The organism is Pseudomonas wuhanensis (assembly GCF_030687395.1).
In the GTDB taxonomy this organism is placed as follows: Bacteria; Pseudomonadota; Gammaproteobacteria; order Pseudomonadales; family Pseudomonadaceae; genus Aquipseudomonas; species Aquipseudomonas wuhanensis.
In genome coordinates this window covers 1,309,196-1,331,212 of the sequence record NZ_CP117430.1, presented here as the reverse complement: position 1 = coordinate 1,331,212, position 22,017 = coordinate 1,309,196, and the positions used below count along the sequence as shown (strand labels likewise).

Below are 22,017 nucleotides of genomic sequence, written 5' to 3'. Positions count from 1 at the left end.
CACTTCTACCAGAGGTTTAAAAATGAAAAGTCTTCATCCCGATCCACCCTACGAAAATCCAATTCCCCACCCCGACAACCGCTTCATGGCCCTCACCGGCAACTGCAACGACATGCCCACCCTGTTCGTCGATACCCACGCGCCGCTCGATGTTTTGTATGACGCTGCCAACTATCGAATTCGTGCAGTCACTCAGGTGCTTGAGAACATGTCGATGCGCGGTTCGGTCGAGTGTGAGTCCTTCATTCTCAGTGACTTTGCCTTGCTCTGCGCCATTCCATTGCGCGACGGGTGTGATGTTCTGGATGTGATTGGGCGACGGTTGCGGGCTCGGCCATCGGCGTAGCGCTGAGCAGCTTTGGCGAGGGAAGTTAAGAAGTTTGAGCGACGAAAATCCTGTGGGAGCGGGCTTGCCCGCGAAGAATGCGCCGCGGTTTTTCAGGTATTACGCGTCATCGTTCTTCGCGGGCAAGCCACGCTCCCACAGGTTCTGCGTCTTAACTTACCGGCATCAGGGCAAGCCCCCTCACCACAAAGGTCCGATTATGGCTGAAGCCCGGTAATCAAATGAACCACTCCACCCTCCAGCATCATCACTCCCGGCACCCCTGCCACCGTCAACGCTTGCCGATCCATTCGCGTCATGTCCCGCAATTCCACCCGCACCCGGGTCAGCGCCACCGGCTGTTGCGACTTGAGGTTATCCACACCGCCCAGGGCGGCGACGACATTCGCGGCCAACCCCGAAACAGGCTGAGCCAGCACTTTCGGCTCATCCACCACCAGGTCCGGCGTCAACGCTTTCCAGAACGCCCGCTGCATTTTCCCGAACATGCTCAGTTCTCCAGAATCAATGAAGTATCGACCGTCGCCTCATGGTGCAGCCGCAATGCCTCGCGTACCTGCTCGGCACTTTCCAGCCCCAACACCTGCTGGGCGATGGCCTGGCAGTCCAGCAGATCCACCTCGCGCACCGCCGCTTTGATCGCCGGAATCAACGGCACGCTCACCGACAGTTCATCCACCCCAAGCCCCAGCAACAGCGGCACCGCCAGTTTTTCCGAAGCCATGGCGCCACACACCCCAACCCATTTGCCATGGGCATGAGCGGCTTTCACTGTAGTGGCGATCAAACGCAGCACCGCCGGATGAAAACTGTCGGCCTGACTGGCCAGCCGTGGGTGATCGCGGTCCATGGCCAAGGTGTACTGGGTCAGATCGTTGGTGCCGATGGAGAAGAAATCCACCTCGGGCGCAAACAGATCAGCCATCAGCGCCGCCGCCGGTACTTCGATCATGATCCCCAGTTTCGGCAATTCCGTAAGCCCTAAGGCCAGCGCCTCTTCTTCAAGCAGCTGACGGGCCAGCCGCAATTCCGACAGCTGCGCGACCATCGGCAGCATGATGTGCAGGCGCGCCAGCCCGGCGCTGCTCAAAATTGCCTTGAATTGATCACGCAATAGCTGCGGACGCTCCAGGCACAAACGAATGCCACGCATGCCCAAAAACGGGTTGGTTTCGCGCTCCATCGGCACATAGGCCAAGGGTTTGTCACCGCCGACATCCAGAGTTCGCACCACCAGATTGCGCGCCGGGCCCAAAGCTCGGGCGATGGCGCCGTAGGTGGAGGCCTGCTCGTCATGGCTCGGCGCGTGATTGCGATCCAGATAAAGAAACTCCGAACGCAACAGACCGACGCCCTCGCCGCCCAGCGCTATGGCTTGTTCGGCTTCGGCCAGCGACGCGATATTGGCGGTGATTTCAAAGTGATACCCATCGCGGGTACAGGCGGTCAGCCCTGCATTTTCCAGCTCGTATTGTTGGCGTTTCTTTTGTCGCTGACGATTGGCTTGCAACTGCTCAATGGCGGCCAGATCAGGGTCCAACTGCAGCTCGCCTTTTTCGGCATCGAGCAAAACCCGGGTGCCATTGATCAGTGTCAGCACCTGAACCGGCAAGCCGCAGATCGCCGGCAAACCGAAGGCCCGCGCGAGAATCGCGACATGGCTGGTGGCGCCACCGCCGACCGTCGCGAACCCCAGCACCTTGCACGTGTCCAGGCCAGCCGTCTGGGAGGGCGTCAGTTGCTCGGCAATCAAAATCGCCCCTTGCGGCAACTCCATCGCACGATCCTCTACGCCGAGAATCAGCTTGAGCACCCGTTGACCGACATCGGCCAAATCTGCGGCGCGTTCGGCCAGCAAGGCATTGCCCAGGCCTTTGAACAAGACTGCCGTCGACTCGGTGGCCGCACGCCAGGCGAAACCGGCGCTTTTGCCTGCATCGATCAGTGCCAGGGCCTGATCCAGCAGGCCAGGATCTTCGAGCAGTTCCTGATGCGCCTTGAAGATGTCTGCCTGAGCGTCACCTGTGGCGTTGTCACGCAACTGCTGCAGGGCCAGAACCGCCGCCGCCAACGCCTGGGACAGATGCTCGCGCTCAACCTGAGGACTAACACCCGATTCGCTCACCTCGAGGGTCTGCTCGGCAATCTGTACCACCTGGCCAAACGCCGACCCCGGCGAGGCACAGACGCCGCGCAGCACTTTCAGCGATGAGGCCTCAGCAGCAACCGTCTCGACCTCTGCCATCACCGTCACGGCCTCCCCGCAACCGGCGGCCAGCAACTCGGCCAGTGTCTTGATCGCTATTTCGGCATCCGCGCCCGCCGCACTGACCTGCAGAACGTCACCATGGGCGGTCTGCAAAGCCATGATCGCCACCAGGGATTTGGCGTTCGCGCTGTCCTGCTGCTTATGCAGGCAAATGCTCGCCGAAAAACCTTTCGCCGCTTGGGCAAACACGGCCGCAGGACGCGCGTGCAAGCCGTTGGTATTGGGCAGCGTCACCGGTCTGGAGAACAGCGCCTCGCCCTCTTCCGGCATCGGTTCATCGGCCGCATCTTCGGATGGATTCAGACTCAGCAGCGGCTGGCCGCTTTCCACCACACCCGTTTCGGGCGCCAGCCAGGTGAACGGCTCACCGCTGACCACCAGCATCAAGGTCAACAAACTGCGGGCGTTCAAGGCAATGTAATCGGCATCGAACTCGATCAGCGCCTGCCCCACCGCGACCCGCTGACCTTCCTCCACCAACCGGGTGAACCCCTTTCCCGCCAGGTTCACGGTGTCGAGGCCGATGTGCATCAGCACCTGCACGCCATTGTCGTCGGTGATGCTGACGGCATGCCCACTGACCTGCACATTGCTGATCACCCCGGCCAGCGGTGCGCACAAGGTTTGCGAAGTCGGATCGATGCACAGACCGTCGCCGATCACGCGACTGGAAAACACCTGATCGGGCACTTGGTCCAGCGGCATCAGCACGCCGGACAAGGGTGCCAGCAGTTGCAATTGTTGGGGTGTGGCCATGACGTCACCTGCTGTTTTGTTCTTTGAAGTGCTGATGGAGCGCGAGGCTCCGACAGCATCGCTTATTTCCACCAATACTCGACCTGCAATCCGACGTTCGAACCGTGTCGCGCCGTGCCGAAGGCGCCGGTGTCGGACAACGCCGAACCCGCCGCCAGTTCATTGGCTGCCCGCTTGGCCGCCTCGTTCCAGCTGGCATAGGTGTAATACAGACGCACCTCCGGGCGCGCCCAGAATTCCGGGCCCTTGGGCGACCAGGTCGGGGCGAAGGTGAACTTGCTCAACTTGCGCGTGCCGCCCGTGGCTTCGACCTGATCGTGGCCCAGTTCGGTCACCAGTTTGAACTGCTCGGTGATCGCATACGCTGGACGAATCCCGAGGGAAATCCAGTTTTGGTCAGCGCCGTCCGGGCGAATGTCTTTCTGGTAGACCGCTTCGACTTGCCCGCCGAAACGCGGCGTCACTTGCCAGTCGAAGAACTCCACCACGCGGTAGCTTTTGCTGCTGTCATCCAGCCTCACGTTACCGGTATAGCCCAACCCGGTGCCGGGGCCTTCACCGTACTGAAAGGCCAGTTTGTTCTTGCCACCCAGAAAGCCCTTCTGCACATGCTGGGTGGTGATCGCCCAACCGCGGTGAGCGTCGCGGCTATCGGGTTTGTCGATGTAGCTCAAGCCGAATTCCAGCTCACCGCCTGGGTTGGTGTTGAAACCGGCGACGTTGAAATCGTGACGGTTGATGTAGTCCTTCTGGTACAGATTGTCCTTGCGCGAGAAGGCGTAGCTGTACTTCAGATCACCGATCAGCACATCTTCGATACCGCCGCCGGTGGCGCTCTGGTTCCAGTAGTAGAAGTCGGAAATGTGGATATCGTTCCGCTTGTAGTAACGCCGACCGGCCCATAGCGAACCGCCGTTGAGGCTGGGCATGTTCGACCATTGCGCATACAGCTGCGGCATGCGCACCGAGCCGTTGTCACCGTTGAACGTCAGGCTGCGGTCGTACTGGTTATACAGCGAGGCCATGCCGTCGACACTGAGCACCGAACCGTCGTCCAGGGTGAACAGATCCTGGCGCAACTCCAGCTCCGCATACTGTTCGCATTCGTTACCCAACCGGTATTTCGACTGCGCGCCGGGTAATTGAAAGCACGACTGGGAACTGCTGTTGACCGAGGTGCCGACACCGCTACGCAAATAGCCGGCGAATTCCAGCGCCTGGGCCGACAGTGGTAATGCCAGGCACACGCCCGCCGCTGCAAGGCTGCGATTTATTGTTGTTTTCAAGAACCACCTCATTATTTTTATTGTGTGATGCAGCAAAATCGGCGCGCAAAACTCCCCCGCGCAGCGTTCTGCGTGTTTTTTGAAACGGTGTTTTTTTAGTGATTGGTCAGGTGCAGAACGAACGACTCATAGGGCCGTAGAAACACCTGCCGGTTTCGTGGCGGACAGTCCGGGTAGTTGCTGATGACCAGACGTTGAGTCATCGCTTCGCTGATCACGTCATCCGGCAGTTCGACTTCGCACGGCGCGCCATAGAAGTTGTTCAGCACCAGCAAACGCTCGCCATGGCCTTCACGCACATACGCCCAGATTTTCGTGTGCTCAGGCAATAATTGCCGATACACGCCGTCGCACATCAGCGCTTCACGGCGGCGCAGGGCAATCAGCTCACGGTAGTGATGCAGCACCGAATCCGGATCGTCGAGTTGGTGGGCGACGTTGATCTGCGCCGCGTTGGCCGGCACGCCGATCCAGGGCTCGACCGCACTGAAACCGGCGTTCGGCTCGGCGTTCCAGTGCATCGGCGTGCGACCGTTGTCCCGAGACTTCTGCATGATCGCCGCCATGTTGTCGGCGTCGCTGCTACCGGCTTCGCGCTTGAGCCGGAAGATGTTCAGGGTTTCGACATCGCGATATTGATCGATGTGATCGAAGCCCGGATTGGTCATGCCCAGTTCTTCACCTTGATACACAAATGGCGTGCCCTGCAGAAAATGCAGCGCCGTGCCGAGCATCTTCGCCGACACCACCCGATGCTCACCGTCATGACCAAAACGCGAGACCACACGCGGCTGGTCGTGGTTACACCAGAACAGCGCGTTCCAGCCGCCGCCGGCCTGCATGCCGGTCTGCCAGTCGGAGAGGATGCGTTTGAGTGCGAGGAAATCGAAATCGGCGCGAACCCACTTTTGCAGGTTCGGGTAATCAACCTTCAGGTGATGAAAGTTGAAGGTCATCGACAGCTCTTTCGACTCCGGCTGCGAGTAGCGAATGCAGTGTTCCAGGCTGGTGGAGGACATCTCACCGACGTTGATCAGGTCATGGCCTTCGAACACTTCACGGTGCATCTGCTGCAAGTAGTCGTGGACGTGCGGGCCGTCGGTGTAAAAACGTCGACCGTCGGTGTTGTCCTCGGGGAAGTCCGCCGGTTTGGAAATCAGGTTGATCACGTCCAGACGGAAACCGCCCACGCCTTTGTCGCGCCAGAACCGCATCATCTTGAAGACTTCGGCACGCACCTGGGGGTTGTCCCAGTTCAGGTCGGCCTGGGTGTGGTCGAACAAGTGCAGGTAGTACTGACCGGTCTGGGCCTCGTACTCCCAGGCCGAACCGCCGAACTTGGATTCCCAGTTGTTCGGCTGATCGCGCCAGATGTAGAAATCGCGATAAGGGTTGTCGAGGCTACTGCGGGCCTGCTGAAACCAGGTGTGCTCGATCGAGGTGTGATTGACCACGATGTCGAGCATCAATTTGATCCCGCGCTTGCCGGCCTCGGCGATCAGCAACTCGCAGTCGGCCATGGTCCCGTAGCTTGGATCGATGGCGTAGTAGTCGCTGATGTCGTAACCGTTGTCACGCTGGGGCGAACGCAGGAACGGCGTGATCCACAGGCAATCGACACCCAGCCAGTGCAGGTAATCGAGCTTGGCCACGACGCCGAGTAAATCCCCCGTGGGGTTGCCAGCGTGGCTGTGAAAACTCTTCGGGTAGATCTGGTAGATCACCGAACGTTGCCAGTCTTGCATGGCGGGGTTCCTTCAGTAAGTTTTGTACTGGCCTTGCGGGCCTCTTCGCGGGCAAGCCCGCTCCCACAGTGACCGCATTCCATGTGGGAGCGGGCTTGCCCGCGATGGCGATCTATCAGGCGACCCGATACCCGGGTCGGACAATCCTCATGCTTAACCCGCAGGTCAGAACAAACGGCACGACCATGGCAATCACCATCCCGACCACGAACATCGGAATGAACTGCGGAATGATCGAGATGAAACCGGGCAAGCCACCGACGCCGATTGCCGAGGCCTGGACCTTGTTCAGCGACAGGAAGATGCAGCCCAGCGCCGAGCCGATCAGGGCCGCATAGAACGGAAATTTGTAGCGCAGGTTGACCCCGAACATGGCTGGTTCGGTGATGCCGAAGTAGGCAGAAATCGCCGAGGTCGAGGCCATGCTTTTGTCCCGCACGTTGCGGGTCATGTAGAACACCCCCAGTGCCGCGCTGCCTTGGGCGAGGTTGGACATGACGATCATCGGCCAGATGAAAGTGCCGCCCTGGGTGGAGATCAGTTGCAAGTCGACCGCGAGAAACATGTGGTGCATGCCGGTGATCACCAGCGGTGCGTAGAGCAGGCCGAAAATCGCGCCGCCGATCATGGGCGCCAGGTCGAACAGGGTGACCACGCCTTCGGTGATGAGAATCCCCAGATGGCGGGTCACCGGGCCAATCACCGCCAGCGCCAGCACCCCGGTGACGACGATGGTGGTGATTGGCACAACCAGCAATTGCACCGCATTAGGCACTCGCGCCCGCAGCCACTTTTCGATGACGCTCATCACATAGGCCGCCAGCAGGATCGGCAGGATTTGCCCTTGGTAACCGACCTTCTCGATCTGAAACATACCGAGTATGTCGAAGTACGGCAGGCTCTGCCCCTCCAGCCCCGCAACCGCTTTGCCGTAGTTCCAGGCGTTGAGCAGATCCGGGTGTACCAGCATCAGGCCAAGCACAATGCCGAGGATTTCGCTGCCGCCAAAGCGCTTGGCCGCCGACCAGCCCACCAGCGCCGGAAGGAACACGAACGAGGTGTTGGCCATCAGGTTGATCAGGCTCCAGAGCCCGTCAAGCTTGGGGTAGGCGTCCAGCAGGGTCTTGCCCTCGATGAACATGCCCCTGGCGCCGATCAGGTTGTTGATGCCCATCAGCAGGCCGGCAATGATCAGCGCCGGGAGGATCGGCATGAATACGTCGGAAAACACCCGCACCAATCGCTGCATCGGGTTGATCTTGTCGACGCTTTTCTGTTTGACGTCGGCGATGGTCGAGGCGGCGAGACCGGTTTGCCGGCGCAGCTCGGCGTAGACCTTTTCCACTTCGCCGGGGCCGATCACCACCTGGAACAGACCTCCGGTATAGAACGAGCCTTTGACCAGATCGATCTGGTTCAGCGTAGCGCTGTCGACCAGGCTCGGGTCCTTGAGGGCCAGGCGCAAGCGTGTGACGCAATGCGCGGCCTGCTCGAGGTTGTCGCTGCCGCCGAGGCTGTCCAACAGCTCAGAGGCGATATTCGGGTAGTCGTGGCTCATGCTTGTTCTTCCACTGTAGTTTTTTGTTATTGGCAGCACGCCGAAGCGAAAAGTACTCGTCTGTACGAGTTATTGCAACAACTCGTACAGACGAGTTTGATTTTGTTTCTCCCGAACCCGACAGGCGGCGATTTTTCCTACCTCTGAAGTCAAAGAAACCCAAAGCCGCATGGACAAACCCCTACCCTGCCCTTAAGGTTCAAAACCTTGAGTCAGCGCGGCACAGAGCCATCCCCATGAGTAAATACAACCAGATCTACAGCGATCTGCTTGCCAGCATCACCACCGAACGTCTGGAACGCGGCGCACGACTGCCTTCCGAAACCGAACTGATGGACACCTATCAGGCCAGTCGCGGCACCGTGCGCAAGGCCATCGAGCAATTGCAGGAGCGCGGCTTCGCCCAGAAAGTCCACGGCAAAGGCACCTTCGTGCTGTCGACCAACCCGATCGAATTTCAGCTCGGCGGCATCGTCAGCTTCCAGGAAACCTACCCACGACTGGGCAATGACGTCAGCACCGAGGTGGTCGAATTCACACAAATCCCCCTCGAAGGCCCGCTGCTTGAACACATCAAGGCTGCAGAAGGCAGCCTGATCACGCGGATCAAACGCGTGCGGCGGATCGACGGCAAACGGGTGATCCTCGACATCAACCATTTCGTCAGCGACGTGATTCCCGGCCTGTCCCGCGATATCGCCGAACACTCGATCTACGCCTTCATCGAGCAGACCCTGCAGCTGCAAATCGCCTACGCGCAGCGCACCATCGAAGCGGTGCCCCGCAGCAAGGACGACCAGCAACACCTGGACCTCGACGGCCAGAGCCATGTGATCGTGGTCAGCAACCAGACTTTCCTGCAGGACGGTCGACAATTCGAGTACACCGAGTCGCGACATACCCTGGACAAGTTCTACTTTTCGGATGTGGCCCGCCGCTGACACTACACGGTACTGAATCGACAATGGGCATAACTATGTAGTGCACATTCCTTGAGCGAACGGGTCATCCTCGACGCCCATTTCTCAAGGATAGAGAGCATGAACCCGATCGAAACCCGCCCACTGCCCAATGCCGCCGACAAGGCGGCGCTCAAGGCAATCGCCACCACCGTCATCCAGACGTGCCCCAGCCTGCAAGACACGGCGCACGAAGTTGCCAGCGACCTGCTGAAAAAATATGACATCGTCGGCCTCGACCCGGATCAGGTGTACTTCCACCGATTCGACGCCTCTCAGAGCAGCTTGAAAGCCTTCACCGGTTGGGAGCACGCCAAGGCAACGCCGACGTCCTCCATGACCCTGACACAATTGGTGATCCATCGCTTCCGCGCCGCTGACCAGGACAACGCCGACTTGCTGGATGTCTATGCGGGCTTCTATACCGTCGGCCCGAAAACTGGCGATTTCAATGAAACCAACGAAGTGCGCCTGCATGGCAATGAGGTTTTGAAGGATTTCTGGAGCATCAATTTCAGCGCTCTATACACCGACCGATTGACGGCCTTCTGGAACAATTCGGGCACCGATTTCCGCGCCCTGGCCAAGTGCAATTTCCTGATCAAAGCGGTGCAGGCGCGTGATAAACGCCAGTTGAGTGATGAGGACTTCCAGTTGGTCACCCATGCCGTCATTGGCTCGATCACCTGGCCTGTCAGCCTGCAGTTGCTGCAATCACAACACCCTTGCGCTGACAGCGTTCGAACCCTGGATGTCGACGGCTACGTGGCCAACAACATTCTTCGTTTTGTCGCGCCCAAGGGCCGGCAGATTGTTTACCTGCCCGGTGAAACCGAAGCCTTTCAGGTGCTGGAAACCGCAATGGACATGCACTACTGGATGTTGCAGCGGATGAACACGGAAGAGGCGCGCCAGGCGTTCATGACGCATTTTTCCCTGGCCGATCGCCAAGCCATTGCCAAGAACATCACCGATATCATGAATCGGCTGGTCAGTACCTGGGGCAAGTACGACCATCACCTGATCAATCAAAAGAACCAGGCTGTCACCGGCGACGCGTTCAACTGGTTGAGCGACTCGACCAAAGCCGCGATGTTCGCCGAAGCCGAACTCTCGTTGACCTCCAATGGCGATCTGCGCAAAAAACTCTGGATCGGCTACCTCAGCGCGGGGGTGAAAGTGCTCGGTCCGATGGCGGTCGTCGGCTGGCCGATTGCACTGCCAGTGGTCGGCGCCAGCATCGCCAGCCTGGGCTTGAACATCGATCAGGCGGTCAATGGAAAAACCACCAAGGAGCGCAAGGCTGGCGTCCTTGGCGCGGTGCTCAGCGGTATTGATTTGCTGTTCAACCTTTTAGTCCTCAAAGGCCCGGGCTCACTGGAGGAAGTCGGCCCGGAAATCGACGCTGCCGAAGCAACGGAAATGGCCAATCTGATTGAATTGACAACGCCGGTCGAGGGCCCAGGACCGATGCCGACCGAGGCGACTGTTGAAACACCGGGCGAGATCGAGCCTGCTGTGAAGGTGCCAGATACTTTCAAGATCGATGTGTCACTCAACGACAACATGCTGGTTCGTGAACCGGGCAAGTTTCAAGGAACCTATCGACTCGCGTCCAACCCTTCGAGCGCCATCCAGCTCAACGACAATGCTTATTACGTGCGCTATGAAACCAACATAAACGGCCGTGGTACCTGGGCCATTGTCGACCCGGCCAACCCCGATGCATTCTCGGGCACGATTCCCGTGCGTTTGGGCGCCGAAGGCAAGTGGGAAATCATCCCGCGGCTGGGGTTGAGGGGCGGCATGAACGTACCGTCCATTGCGACCGCGGGCCCATCCGCTGAACCTGTTGTTGTCGAAGAATGGGCGCGAACGCCGGGCATTCATGTACCCGGGCTCGAAGACCCCGAAATGAGGGCCTGGGCACTCGGCGGGGCAGACGTTCGCGGCTTGTTCAGAAGGGTATGGACAATCGGCTCAATAGACGTGCGCAGCGTGCTCCAATCCGATGTAGATACAGTCGGCGCCCGTAGTGTATTCATGTCCCCTGTCGACGAACTCACACAATCCTTGAGCGAGTTCGACTTGGCTCAGGAAGAACCTCGCAGCAACCTGGTCAGTGACGCAAAGGTGTATTACGAGCTTAATCCACCCAGTCCTCGTCTACCGATACCTACGGCACAACTGATCGAAACGTCCACCGATCTGCTCGATGCTGCATTCGCGAGAAAGCCGGGGTTAGTCGTCGGCGAGAGCCAAGGCAGCATCGGCAGCAAACAGTTCCTGATCGAAAACATGCCTGCGCTGGCCAAGCGCGGAGTGAGAACCCTGTACTTGCAGGAGCTGCTGGCGAACGCCAACCAACTTGAACTGGATGCCTTCGCGCGAACCCGCGAAATGCCGCAAGAGCTGGAAAACTACTTGAGGAAACTCGACCTCAAGGCCGGCAACGATCCCGATGGCAAATTCAATTTGCTCGCGCTCGTGAAAGCCGCCAATGCCCAGCACATTCGGGTTCAAGCTATCGACATGTCGACGACCTACAACATCAATAAAGATGCTTTTAACCGGGAGTCGGATTACCAGATGGCCAGGAGTTTTTTTGCCAGCGAGGTCATCCACTTCAATGAAGAATTGAAAGAACCGGCCAAATGGATTGCCCTGGTCAATCAGGAAAACATGGCGACGTTCAGAGGCTACCGGGGCATCAGCGAACAGACCGATGCCCTGAGCCTCCGTATCGATGATGTAGCGCCGGGGCATACGCAGCCCATCAGCTCCGATCCCGGGTTAGCAGTGGAATATGCAGACTATCCGGACTCCCCTGTTTATGAGTCAGATGGCATTGACCTCGACAGCATCCAGGCACTGATCAAAGGCGACTGGCGCGTACAGATGCAAACCCCATGGGCGTACCGGACCCCGCAGGATCTGAGAGCGCTGTTGCCGGAACCGGGGATGTTCACCTTTCAGCGCTACAGAAGCAGCGTCCTGGTGGTTTATCGCAACGCCAACAATGGAATGGCAGACAGCGTCATCAGGTCGACACCCGGTGGGAGGCTCAATCTGGATACTCCGCTTCGGCCTGCCTATGAGTCCATGACTGTGGATAACCTCGATGAACTCAAAGAGGCATTGATTGCAAAGGGGATGAAGCCCATGGGCTGGCCGCAAGTGGCTGGCGAGGTTGACGGAGCAGCATCGCTGATCGAAGACCTTCCTCGGCCGCTGCCTGAAATCCAGCGATCGGGCATTCCGGACAACTGGCAGGCCAACGAACTGCTCGAGGACAAAACACCTGGCACCGATTCTGGAAAATTCCAGGGCATCTATCAACTCAACGCCAACCCTTCCACTGCCATCATGCTCAATGACACGGCTTATTACGTGCGCTACGAAGTCGACATCAATGGCGGCGGCACGTGGGCCATCATTGATCCTGAACGACCGAATGCGTTTTCAGTATCTCTACCGGTACGTCTCAATGCTCAGGGTGAATGGGAACTGGCCCCCCGAGCCGAACTCAAGGGCGGCGGCAACACGCAGCCAGGAACGTTCCAGGTCACTGTTCAAAATCCACCGCTGGCCACCCTGAGCCGTCCCGCCACTCAGTACGATGCATCGGGCGGACTCCGTCTCAGAAAACTGGCGTTGGGCATAAGAGAAACTCACGTCAAAGTCATGCGACTGCCCGATGGACATCTGCGCGGGATGTCCACTTACGACGAATACGTCGCAGCCCAGCGCGCAAACCTGTCACGGGACGCCCGACAGTTCTTTTCCCGTAATGAGCTCACCGGTTCATTACCCCCGCGCCCGGCGCTTCCTGGTGTGACACCATCGACCACCGCCGCAGAACTGATTCCGGAGATTTTTGACGCCGCCCCAGGCTTGGTTATCGGCGAAAGCCAGGATCGCATTGCCAGCATGCAGTTTCTCATCGAGAACATGCCGATCCTGGCCCAAAAGGATGTCAAGACGCTCTATTTCCATCGCCTGCTCAACGATTTCAGTCAACGGGATCTCAATCAGTTTTTCAGAAGCGGGGAAATGTCCGACGACCTGGAAAAGTCTCTACGACAGCTGCAAAGCGATCCATCCGGACGGTTCACGCCGCTTGAAGTGGTCAAGGCTGCTCAACGCTACGGCATTCGAATTCAGGCAACAGACTGTCTGGCGAGTTACCGCTACCCCGGCTCGCCACTTCCCGACACGCATGAACAAGCCATAAAAACCTACCTCACCCACACCATCATGCAGGCCGACGAATCGCTCAACAGGGCTGGAAAATGGGTGGTGCTGACGGACCAGGAAAACACCAATACCTTTCGGGGCATGGCTGGCATCAGTGAAATGCAGGGCGGTATCGGTTTACGCATCGAAGAGGTGCTCCCTGAAGATAACCTGTTGATCGAAATGGATCGAGGAATCGACGTGGGGCGTGGTTTTGGCTCGCAACACGAATCCATCAGGGGAGATACCGACACCCTGTTTGCCGACCTGAGTCTGCAGACGCCACTGCCCCTGCTCGAAAGGACGCCGGAGGAGCTCGAGCGGCTGCTGTTCCGCCAAGGCATGTTCACTTTCGAGAAGTCGAACGGCAGCTGGACGCTGATTCATCGCGCCAGGGATACCCGAATTACACGAACCTTGGTCGAGCGTACAGTTGACGGCAAGTATCTGATCAATCGCCCCTCATGGACCGAAGTGCACCAGGTGCCTTATGCCGACATCGTCGAACTGTCCTGGGCCCTGAGCCGTATGGGCATGGACCTCGAAGGCCGCCTGCCGCTTTAACTCATCCTTCCGTTATTACAAGGTACACATCCCCTGAAACGCAAAAGCCCCCGATCTCACGATCGGGGGCTTCTTTTGCCACTATCGTTTTGAGCCTGGGTTCACAGGCTCAATCACGATCATTCCCACTCAATGGTCGCTGGCGGCTTGCTCGACACGTCGTAGGTGACGCGGGAGATGCCTTCGATTTCATTGATGATCCGGCCGCTGACGGTTTCCAGCAGTTCGTAAGGCAGGTGTGCCCAACGCGCGGTCATGAAGTCGATGGTTTCCACGGCACGCAGGGCAACGACCCAGGCGTAACGACGGCCATCGCCGACCACGCCAACCGACTTCACCGGCTGGAACACCACGAACGCCTGGCTGACTTTGTGATACCAGTCGGCTTTGCGCAGTTCTTCGATGAAGATGTGGTCGGCGCGACGCAGCAGGTCGGCGTATTCCTTCTTCACTTCACCGAGGATCCGCACGCCCAAGCCCGGGCCCGGGAACGGGTGACGGTAGACCATGTCGTACGGCAGGCCCAGTTCCAGGCCCAGACGACGGACTTCGTCCTTGAACAGCTCGCGCAGGGGTTCAACCAGCTTGAGGTTCATTTCTTCCGGCAGGCCGCCCACGTTGTGGTGCGACTTGATCACGTGCGCCTTGCCGCTTTTCGCGCCAGCCGACTCGATCACGTCCGGGTAGATGGTGCCTTGGGCGAGGTACTTGATGTTATCCAGTTTGTTGGACTGGGCATCGAAAACGTCGATGAAGGTACGACCGATGATCTTGCGCTTCTTCTCTGGGTCGCTTTCGCCTGCCAGATTGTCGAGGAACTGGTCCTCGGCGTTGGCGCGAATCACCTTGACGCCCATGTTCTCGGCGAACATGGCCATCACTTGCTCGCCTTCGTGCAGGCGCAGCAGGCCGTTGTCGACGAAGACGCAGGTCAGCTGGTCGCCAATGGCCTTGTGCAGCAGCGCGGCAACCACCGAGGAGTCAACGCCGCCGGACAGGCCAAGCAACACGTTGTCGGTACCAACCTGAGCGCGGACCTGGGCGATGGCGTCTTCAGCAATCTTCGAAGGTGTCCACAGGGCTTCGCAGCCGCAGATGTCGAGGATGAAGCGCGAGAGGATGCGACCGCCCTGCTTGGTGTGGGTCACTTCCGGGTGGAACTGCACGCCGTAGTAGCCGCGAGCATCGTTGAACATGCCGGCAATCGGGCAGCTCGGGGTGCTGGCCAGGATGTGGAAGTCTTCCGGCATCTTGGTGACCTTGTCACCGTGGCTCATCCACACGTCGAGGCCGAACAGGCCATCGGCGTCGATGTGGTCTTCGATGCCATCGAGCAGACGGCTCTTGCCGACCACGTCAACGCGGGCATAACCGAACTCACGCAGTTCGGAACCTTCGACCTTGCCACCCAGCTGTTCAGCCATGGTCTGCATGCCGTAGCAGATACCGAAGACCGGTACGCCCAGGTCAAACACCGCTTGCGGGCAGCGCGGGCTGTCGGCTACGTGCACGGACTCGGGACCGCCGGCGAGAATGACGCCTTTTGGAGCGAATTCGCGAATCGCTTCGTCGTCCATGTCGAACGGATGCAGTTCGCAGTACACGCCGATTTCACGCACGCGGCGGGCAATCAGTTGGGTGTACTGGGAACCGAAGTCGAGGATCAGGATGCGGTGGGCGTGAATGTCGAGGGCCATGTGGTCAGTCTCGTCTATGCAGTTCGGTGAAGAGAATCAGAAACAACTCGGGGCTGAAAACAGCCCCGGTTACTTAACTTATTGCTGGAAGCCTCAACCTACGCGGTAGTTTGGCGCTTCTTTGGTGATTTGCACGTCGTGAACGTGGGACTCGGCCATGCCAGCGCCGGTGATCCGCACGAACTCAGGCTTGGTGCGCATTTCTTCGATATCGGCGCTACCGGTGTAGCCCATGGAAGAACGCAGGCCGCCCATCAGTTGATGGATGATGGCGCTCAGGGTGCCCTTGTACGGAACACGCCCTTCGATGCCTTCCGGAACCAGCTTCTCGGCACCCGCGGAGGAGTCCTGGAAGTAACGGTCGGAGGAACCTTGAGCCTGGGACATGGCGCCCAGCGAACCCATGCCGCGGTAAGCCTTGTACGAACGGCCCTGGAACAGTTCGATCTCGCCTGGCGCTTCTTCGGTACCGGCAAACATCGAGCCCATCATCACGCAGGAGGCACCGGCAACGATGGCCTTGGACAGGTCACCGGAGAAACGGATGCCGCCGTCGGCGATCAACGGAACGCCAGTGCCTTCAAGGGCAGCGGCGACGTTGGCGATGGCACTGATTTGCGGGACGCCGACACCGGCGACGATACGGGTGGTGCAGATCGAGCCCGGGCCGATACCGACCTTGACTGCGTCAGCGCCGGCTTCGGCCAGGGCCTTGGCGGCAGCGCCGGTGGCGATGTTGCCGCCGATGACCTGCACTTCAGGGAAATTCTGTTTGACCCAGCGAACGCGATCGATCACGCCTTTGGAGTGACCGTGAGCAGTGTCGACCACTACCACGTCAACGCCGGCGTGGACCAGGGCAGCTACGCGGTCACCGGTGTCTTTACCGGTACCGACTGCAGCGCCGACGCGCAGACGACCTTGATCGTCCTTGCTGGCCAGCGGATAAGCCTTGGCTTTTTCGATGTCGTTGACGGTCATCATGCCTTTGAGGGCGAATTTGTCGTCGACGATCAGCACGCGCTCGATACGGTGCTTGTGCAACAGCTCACGGACGTCGTTCTTGTCGGCGCCTTCCTTGACCGTGACCAGACGCTCTTTAGGCGTCATCACTTCACGGACGCTGGCGTCCATGCGGTTTTCGAAACGCACGTCACGGGAAGTGACGATGCCGACCAGGTCGCCATCGTGCAGTACCGGAACGCCGGAGATGTTGTGCAGGCGGGTCAGTTCGAACAGTTCACGAACCGTGGCGTCAGCCTCGATGGTGATCGGGTCCTTGACCACGCCGGCCTCGTACCGCTTGACCTTACGCACTTCGGCAGCTTGCTGCTCGATGGTCATGTTCTTGTGGATGATGCCGATGCCACCTTCCTGAGCCATGGCAATTGCCAAACGGGCTTCAGTAACGGTGTCCATGGCAGCAGAAACCAGTGGAATATTCAGCTCGATGCCACGGGTAAGGCGGGTCTTGAGACTGACTTCGTTAGGAAGAACCTCGGAATAACCGGGCACTAAAAGAATGTCGTCGAAGGTCAGAGCTTCTTGGCTGATACGCAGCATCGCGGGGGCTCCCGAGCGGGAAAATGGAAGCGCGCCATTATAGTCAGACACCCCCTCGGGTTCAATGTAAAACTCTGTCTATTATCGACGCGGTGATCGACGGAGGTTTTGGCACACAAATCCCGTAGGAGCGAGGCTTGCCCGCGAAGGCATCATCGCGGTCATCAGGTAGACCGAATCGATGCCTTCGCGGGCAAGCCTCGCTCCTACATTTACAGTTCGACTTTGACCCAGCTCACGGGTTGATCCAGCCAATCGGCAAACTCATCGATAAAGTCCTGCTTGAACCCGGCCTCGAGCCAGTTGTTGAAGATGAACCCCAGGTTGGAAAAGCCGCATTCCTGCAAGAACAGAAACCCGTTGATGTCGTCTTCATGCCCGCATTCAGGGCAGGTGAAGTTATCGGTGCGCCCCGGCATCCAGTCTTCCAGGCTTTCGAACAGCGCTTCGCCGATTTCCTTGCGGCACTCGGCGCAGCCGGCTTCTTCGAGAAACCCCTTGGCCGGTGTATAGATGCAGCGCTTGGTGATGATTTCCAGGCCATTGACCGGCTCGCCGAACGGCAGCGCGTCAGGGTGCAGGACCACGGCGCGGGCACCGTCGGCGATGGCGTGGGCCATGCGATTGCCGGTGCGGCCACAGGTGGTCAGTTCTTCTTTAATGATGTTCTTGCGCACCAGCCAACGCACGACCGCCCGGGCCCGGGGTTCGTGTACCGGCAGGGTGGAGATTTTCGGGACGATGATGCTTTGGGAATTCATGGTGCAAGCCTGCTGCGTCAAATGGATGTTCTGCGGTGTTCGTCCTGACGCCATCGCGGGCAAGCCCGCTCCCACACGTTCTCGGTCGTAAACACATTTGTGCTCACCTGAGATCCTTGTGGGAGCGGGCTTGCCCGCGATAGCGCCAAGGCGGCCGGCAGCTTAATCCCTGACGAAATCCGGTCAAGTACTCAAATAACGCCCGATCAAGGCAATCCCGCTGGCCAGCACCAACCAAGTCACTAGCCGCACGAATGCCTCGCGGGACAATTTCATGGTCAACCGCCGGCCGATCCACAACCCCAGCGCCATCGCCGGCAACAAACACAGCGCCAATACCAATAAGGGTAGCTCGGCATACACACCGGCGACGGCAAACAGGCTCAAACGCACCACGGTGCTGCAACTGATCAACGCACTCTGGGTTGCCCGGGCCGCATCCTTGGGCAGCCGACTGTTCAAATAGATTGCATATAAAAAGCCGCCACTGCCAAACAGCGCCCCGAACATCCCGCCCACCGTGCCCATCGGCACCGCCCACCCGGCGGACAATTGCGCCGGACGGGTTTTAATCCACAGGCTGTAGACCGCATAGGCGCTGATAAACAGCCCCATCAACAGCAGCAAGACATCGGACTTCAAGTTCAGGAGAAAAATCACCCCCAACGTGCAGCCCACCGCCATGCACGGCAGCAGCCGCAGCAGTTCGGGCCTCGCCACATTCCGTCGCGAGGGCAACAGATTGCCGAACGCCGCGACGAAATCCAGCAACACCAGCAGCGGCACGATTTTCGACAGCGGCATGAACAGGATCAGAATCGGCCCGGCCACCAGCGCGGTGCCGAAACCGGCGATGCCGAATACGATGTAGGCCAGAGCGATACCCAGCCCGATCACCAGCCAATCCACCGCACCCCACGGCCATTGGTTTAACAACTCCAGCACATTCATCGACAACTTCCTTTAATTCCTGCGATGACTTTAGCCAGCGCATAGCGTTGCGACTAATATCTTCAACGTCGACCACCCATCTCGAAAAGGCATACCTCGTGCTTTCAACCCGCCAATTGCGTTACTTCGTGGAAATCGCCGAGAGTGGCAGCTTCAGCGCTGCAGCCGAACGACTGTTTATTGCTCAATCGGCCTTGAGCCGGCAGATCAAGGACATGGAAACCCGACTGCAAACGCCGCTGTTCGAACGCACCGCGCGCCAACCCCGACTGACGGCGGCGGGTGAAGCGTTCTTGCCTCGGGCCAGAAACCTGTTGAACGAACTGACCAAGGCCAGCGAGATGGCCACTCAAGTAGGTGAAGGTCAACTGGGTGTGTTGCGTCTGAGTCACTCCAGCACCGTGCCGATGAGCGGTCGGTTGCTGCGGGGCATCAGCGTTTATCTGGATCGGCACGCCGGTGTGTCCATGGACATCGTCAAGCTGTCCTCCGAGGCGCAACTGGAAGAATTGGCCGAAGGTCGCCTCGATGTGGGCCTGTTGCGCCTGCCGGTGCTGCGTCAGCGTGAAGGGGTGCAGATTGTTCCGCTGTACAGCGAGCGCCTGTTACTGGCGGTGCCGCCGAATCATCGGCTAGCTGTGGATAAGTCCGCGCACGGCATCGATCTGGCACAGTTGAAAGATGAAGCGTTTATTTCCATCCCTCATCCACAGCGTGGCGGTCTGAGCTATCTGTCCGCCGAGTTGTGCATGCGCCAGGGGTTCTTTCCCCAGGCGGCGCGGGTGGTGTCACGCAAAACCACGCAGCTGCAATTGATCCAGGCCGGGTTCGGCATCGCGCTGTTACCGGAATCGATGCAAGACATCGCGCCGCCGGATATCCACTTTCTGCCCTTGGCCGACCCGGATTGCCACAGCACCGTCGCCCTCGCCTATCGGCAGAGTCCCACTGCGCTGGTTCAGCAATTCGTTGAGCACTTCACCCGATCGGCGTAGCAACACCACAGGGGATTTTCGCCGGATCATGGAGATTGATCGCCGAATGCCTTTAAACTGCGCCCCATGATTAAAGATCCCTTTGCAAGACTCGGCCTGGACCGGGAAGTCCTGACTGTCAGCCAGCTCAACGGCCGCGCGCGGGTGTTGCTCGAAGACGTGTTCAGCAATATCTGGGTCGAAGGCGAAATCTCCAACCTCGCCCGCCCGGCGTCCGGCCATGTGTATTTCACCCTCAAGGACAGCGGTGCCCAGGTGCGTTGCGCGCTGTTCCGGCAGAACGCCGCGCGGGTTCGCCAGGCGCTGAAAGACGGCTTGGCGGTCAAGGTTCGCGGCAAGGTTTCGCTGTTTGAAGGCCGTGGCGACTACCAACTGATTCTCGACACCGTGGAACCGGCCGGTGACGGCGCCCTGCGTCTGGCCTTCGATGCGTTGAAGGAAAAGCTCAGCGCCGAAGGCCTGTTCAGTGCCGAGCGCAAAGTGCCGCTGCCGGCGCATCCGCAACGCATCGGCATCATCAGCTCGCCCACGGGCGCGGTGATCCGCGACATCATCAGCGTGTTCCGCCGCCGCGCGCCGCAGATCCAACTGACGCTGATCCCCACCGCTGTGCAAGGTCGCGAAGCCACCGCGCAAATTGTCCGCGCGCTGAAGCTGGCGGATGCCCGCGGTTTCGACGCGTTGATCCTGGCCCGTGGCGGCGGTTCGCTGGAAGACCTCTGGTGTTTCAACGAAGAAGCCGTGGCTCGCGCCGTGGATGCCTGCGTGACGCCGATTGTCAGCGCTGTCGGTCATGAAACCGACGTGTCGATCAGTGACTTCGTCGCCGACGTCCGCGCCCCGACACCGTCCGCCGCGGCCGAACTGCTCGCGCCGGACTCCAGCGATCTGGTGCGTCGCGTCGAAAGTCTGCATCGGCGCCTGGTGATGCGCATCCGCGACCGCTTGATGCGCGACCGGTTGCGCCTGGAGGGCATGGCCCGGCGCCTGCGCCATCCCGGCGAACGTCTGCGTCAGCAAGCACAACGTCTGGATGATCTGGACATGCGTATGCGCCGCGCGTTCGAGCGCAACCTCAATACCCGTCGCGAACGTTTGATCCGCCTGGAAACCCGCCTCGCCGGGCAACATCCGGGGCGACAATTGGCGATGCTCCGCCAACGCCTCGACAGCCTCGCCGAACGCCTGCCCCGGGCCATGCGTGAAGGGCTTAAATCCCGTCGCCTGCAACTGCAAAGTCAGATGCAGACGCTGCACGTGGTCAGCCCGTTGGCGACCCTCGCGCGTGGCTACAGCATTCTGCTGGACGAGCGCGGCAACGCGATTCGCAGCGCCGCGCAGACCCATACTGGCCAGCGCCTGAAAGCCAAACTGGGTGAAGGCGAGCTGCAAGTGCGGGTCGAAGACAATCACCTGACGCCTGTCACCCTTTCTTTACTGGATTGATCCATGCCGCGTTTTTTCGCTCCGATGTTGTTGCTGTGCCTGACCTTCAACGCACACGCAGACAGTTACATCACCCGCCTGTTGAACAAACCGGTGCCGGGCGGCGTGGCCGTGGTGGATCTGGGCAACTCCGCCCAGGCACCGAAAGCCAGCTATCAAGGCAAACCGGTGCTGGTGGTCAAGGAACAGAACAACTGGCTGGCCATTGTCGGCGTGCCATTGACGGTCAAACCGGGCAGTCAGTCGCTTAGCAGCGGTGGCCGCAACCTGAGTTTCACCGTCGGCAACAAGAAATACCCGGAACAGCACATCACCCTGAAGAATACGCAGCAGGTCAATCCGAACCCGGAAAATCTCAAGCGCATCGAGGGCGAATTGGCCGAGCAGATCCAGGCTTACCGCAGCTTTAGCCCGAACACCCCGAGCAACCTGCTGCTGGACAAACCGGTCAATGGGCCGCTGTCGAGCAAGTTCGGCGTGCGCCGCTTCTTCAATGGCGAAGAGCGCAACCCCCACGCGGGCCTCGACTTTGCAGTTCCCGCCGGCACACCGATCAAAACCCCGGCCGCCGGCAAGGTAATCCTGATCGGGAATTACTTCTTCAACGGCAATACGGTGTTCGTCGACCACGGCCAGGGCTTTATCAGCATGTTCTGCCACATGTCGAAGATCGACGTGAAAGTCGGCCAGCAGCTGGCACGTGGTGGCGTGGTCGGGAAAGTCGGCTCCACCGGGCGCGCGACCGGGCCGCACATGCACTGGAACATCAGCCTGAACGATGCGCGGGTGGATCCGGCGATTTTTATTGGCGCGTTTCAGCCTTAAATATGCTGATGGCCTCTTCGCGAGCAGGCTCGCTCCCACAGTTTCCGGGGCTGAACTCAA

General features: G+C 59.4%; 15 protein-coding genes. 6 read left to right on the top strand and 9 right to left on the bottom strand.

All coding sequences use genetic code 11. The features are described 5' to 3' along the window. The first annotated feature begins 22 nt into the window (after positions 1-22). Positions 23-346: a hypothetical protein gene (locus PSH88_RS06210; RefSeq protein ID WP_305425369.1), complete on the top strand. Its 324-nt coding sequence runs from the start codon at positions 23-25 to the stop codon at positions 344-346. A gap of 197 nt (positions 347-543) precedes the next feature. Here PSH88_RS06210 and PSH88_RS06205 read toward each other — a convergent pair whose 3' ends face one another. The 5 genes from PSH88_RS06205 to treP form a co-directional block, all read right to left on the bottom strand. After that, positions 544-834, bottom strand: a complete 291-nt coding sequence (locus tag PSH88_RS06205) for a PTS sugar transporter subunit IIB (RefSeq protein WP_305425368.1) — start codon at positions 832-834, stop codon at positions 544-546. A gap of 2 nt (positions 835-836) precedes the next feature. Further along, positions 837-3,371 (bottom strand): phosphoenolpyruvate--protein phosphotransferase, encoded by a 2,535-nt coding sequence (gene ptsP, locus PSH88_RS06200; protein ID WP_305425367.1) that lies wholly within the window; start codon positions 3,369-3,371, stop codon positions 837-839. Between the two features lie 62 nt (positions 3,372-3,433). Next, a complete protein-coding gene (locus PSH88_RS06195) occupies positions 3,434-4,657 on the bottom strand; it encodes a maltoporin (RefSeq protein ID WP_305425366.1) in 1,224 nt (407 codons plus the stop codon). A gap of 95 nt (positions 4,658-4,752) precedes the next feature. Beyond that, a complete protein-coding gene (treC, locus tag PSH88_RS06190; RefSeq protein ID WP_305425365.1) occupies positions 4,753-6,402 on the bottom strand; it encodes an alpha,alpha-phosphotrehalase in 1,650 nt (549 codons plus the stop codon). A gap of 115 nt (positions 6,403-6,517) precedes the next feature. Continuing rightward, positions 6,518-7,960, bottom strand: coding sequence for a PTS system trehalose-specific EIIBC component (gene treP / locus PSH88_RS06185; RefSeq protein ID WP_305425364.1), 1,443 nt, complete (start codon positions 7,958-7,960; stop codon positions 6,518-6,520). 236 nt (positions 7,961-8,196) lie between these two features. Between treP and treR the strand changes: the two genes are divergently transcribed. Beyond that, positions 8,197-8,901 (top strand): trehalose operon repressor, encoded by a 705-nt coding sequence (treR, locus tag PSH88_RS06180; RefSeq protein WP_305425363.1) that lies wholly within the window; start codon positions 8,197-8,199, stop codon positions 8,899-8,901. A gap of 99 nt (positions 8,902-9,000) precedes the next feature. Continuing rightward, positions 9,001-13,719: a membrane-targeted effector domain-containing toxin gene (locus PSH88_RS06170; protein ID WP_305425362.1), complete on the top strand. Its 4,719-nt coding sequence runs from the start codon at positions 9,001-9,003 to the stop codon at positions 13,717-13,719. A 119-nt stretch (positions 13,720-13,838) separates the two neighbouring features. Here the strand turns inward: PSH88_RS06170 and guaA are convergent, their stop codons facing one another. The 4 genes from guaA to PSH88_RS06150 form a co-directional block, all read right to left on the bottom strand. Next, positions 13,839-15,416 (bottom strand): glutamine-hydrolyzing GMP synthase, encoded by a 1,578-nt coding sequence (guaA, locus tag PSH88_RS06165; RefSeq protein ID WP_007903619.1) that lies wholly within the window; start codon positions 15,414-15,416, stop codon positions 13,839-13,841. Between the two features lie 93 nt (positions 15,417-15,509). Continuing rightward, positions 15,510-16,979 (bottom strand): IMP dehydrogenase, encoded by a 1,470-nt coding sequence (gene guaB, locus PSH88_RS06160; protein ID WP_123358100.1) that lies wholly within the window; start codon positions 16,977-16,979, stop codon positions 15,510-15,512. Positions 16,980-17,191: 212 nt separating this feature from the next. After that, entirely contained in the window at positions 17,192-17,740 is a 549-nt protein-coding gene (locus PSH88_RS06155) for a sugar ABC transporter ATPase (RefSeq protein WP_305425361.1), read from the bottom strand. Between the two features lie 183 nt (positions 17,741-17,923). Continuing rightward, entirely contained in the window at positions 17,924-18,691 is a 768-nt protein-coding gene (locus tag PSH88_RS06150) for a sulfite exporter TauE/SafE family protein (RefSeq protein WP_305425360.1), read from the bottom strand. Between the two features lie 98 nt (positions 18,692-18,789). Here PSH88_RS06150 and PSH88_RS06145 point away from each other — a divergent pair, with 98 nt between their 5' ends. The 3 genes from PSH88_RS06145 to PSH88_RS06135 all read left to right on the top strand — a co-directional run bounded on the left by PSH88_RS06145 (position 18,790) and on the right by PSH88_RS06135 (position 21,957). Next, positions 18,790-19,686: a LysR family transcriptional regulator gene (locus PSH88_RS06145; protein WP_305425358.1), complete on the top strand. Its 897-nt coding sequence runs from the start codon at positions 18,790-18,792 to the stop codon at positions 19,684-19,686. Positions 19,687-19,752: 66 nt separating this feature from the next. Beyond that, positions 19,753-21,132 (top strand): exodeoxyribonuclease VII large subunit, encoded by a 1,380-nt coding sequence (gene xseA / locus PSH88_RS06140; RefSeq protein ID WP_305425356.1) that lies wholly within the window; start codon positions 19,753-19,755, stop codon positions 21,130-21,132. Positions 21,133-21,135: 3 nt separating this feature from the next. Next, entirely contained in the window at positions 21,136-21,957 is an 822-nt protein-coding gene (locus tag PSH88_RS06135) for a peptidoglycan DD-metalloendopeptidase family protein (protein WP_305425355.1), read from the top strand. The last annotated feature ends 60 nt before the right edge of the window (positions 21,958-22,017 follow it).

Bases quoted from the DNA above. Each gene is read 5' to 3' on its own strand.
- guaB (WP_123358100.1), bottom strand. From the start codon at position 16,979: ATGCTGCGTATCAGCCAAGAAGCTCTGACCTTCGACGACATTCTTTTA.
- treR (WP_305425363.1), top strand. From the start codon at position 8,197: ATGAGTAAATACAACCAGATCTACAGCGATCTGCTTGCCAGCATCACC.
- PSH88_RS06170 (WP_305425362.1), top strand. From the start codon at position 9,001: ATGAACCCGATCGAAACCCGCCCACTGCCCAATGCCGCCGACAAGGCG.
- PSH88_RS06205 (WP_305425368.1), bottom strand. From the start codon at position 834: ATGTTCGGGAAAATGCAGCGGGCGTTCTGGAAAGCGTTGACGCCGGAC.
- PSH88_RS06155 (WP_305425361.1), bottom strand. From the start codon at position 17,740: ATGAATTCCCAAAGCATCATCGTCCCGAAAATCTCCACCCTGCCGGTA.
- treC (WP_305425365.1), bottom strand. From the start codon at position 6,402: ATGCAAGACTGGCAACGTTCGGTGATCTACCAGATCTACCCGAAGAGT.
- treP (WP_305425364.1), bottom strand. From the start codon at position 7,960: ATGAGCCACGACTACCCGAATATCGCCTCTGAGCTGTTGGACAGCCTC.
- xseA (WP_305425356.1), top strand. From the start codon at position 19,753: ATGATTAAAGATCCCTTTGCAAGACTCGGCCTGGACCGGGAAGTCCTG.
- guaA (WP_007903619.1), bottom strand. From the start codon at position 15,416: ATGGCCCTCGACATTCACGCCCACCGCATCCTGATCCTCGACTTCGGT.
- PSH88_RS06150 (WP_305425360.1), bottom strand. From the start codon at position 18,691: ATGAATGTGCTGGAGTTGTTAAACCAATGGCCGTGGGGTGCGGTGGAT.
- ptsP (WP_305425367.1), bottom strand. From the start codon at position 3,371: ATGGCCACACCCCAACAATTGCAACTGCTGGCACCCTTGTCCGGCGTG.
- PSH88_RS06135 (WP_305425355.1), top strand. From the start codon at position 21,136: ATGCCGCGTTTTTTCGCTCCGATGTTGTTGCTGTGCCTGACCTTCAAC.
- PSH88_RS06210 (WP_305425369.1), top strand. From the start codon at position 23: ATGAAAAGTCTTCATCCCGATCCACCCTACGAAAATCCAATTCCCCAC.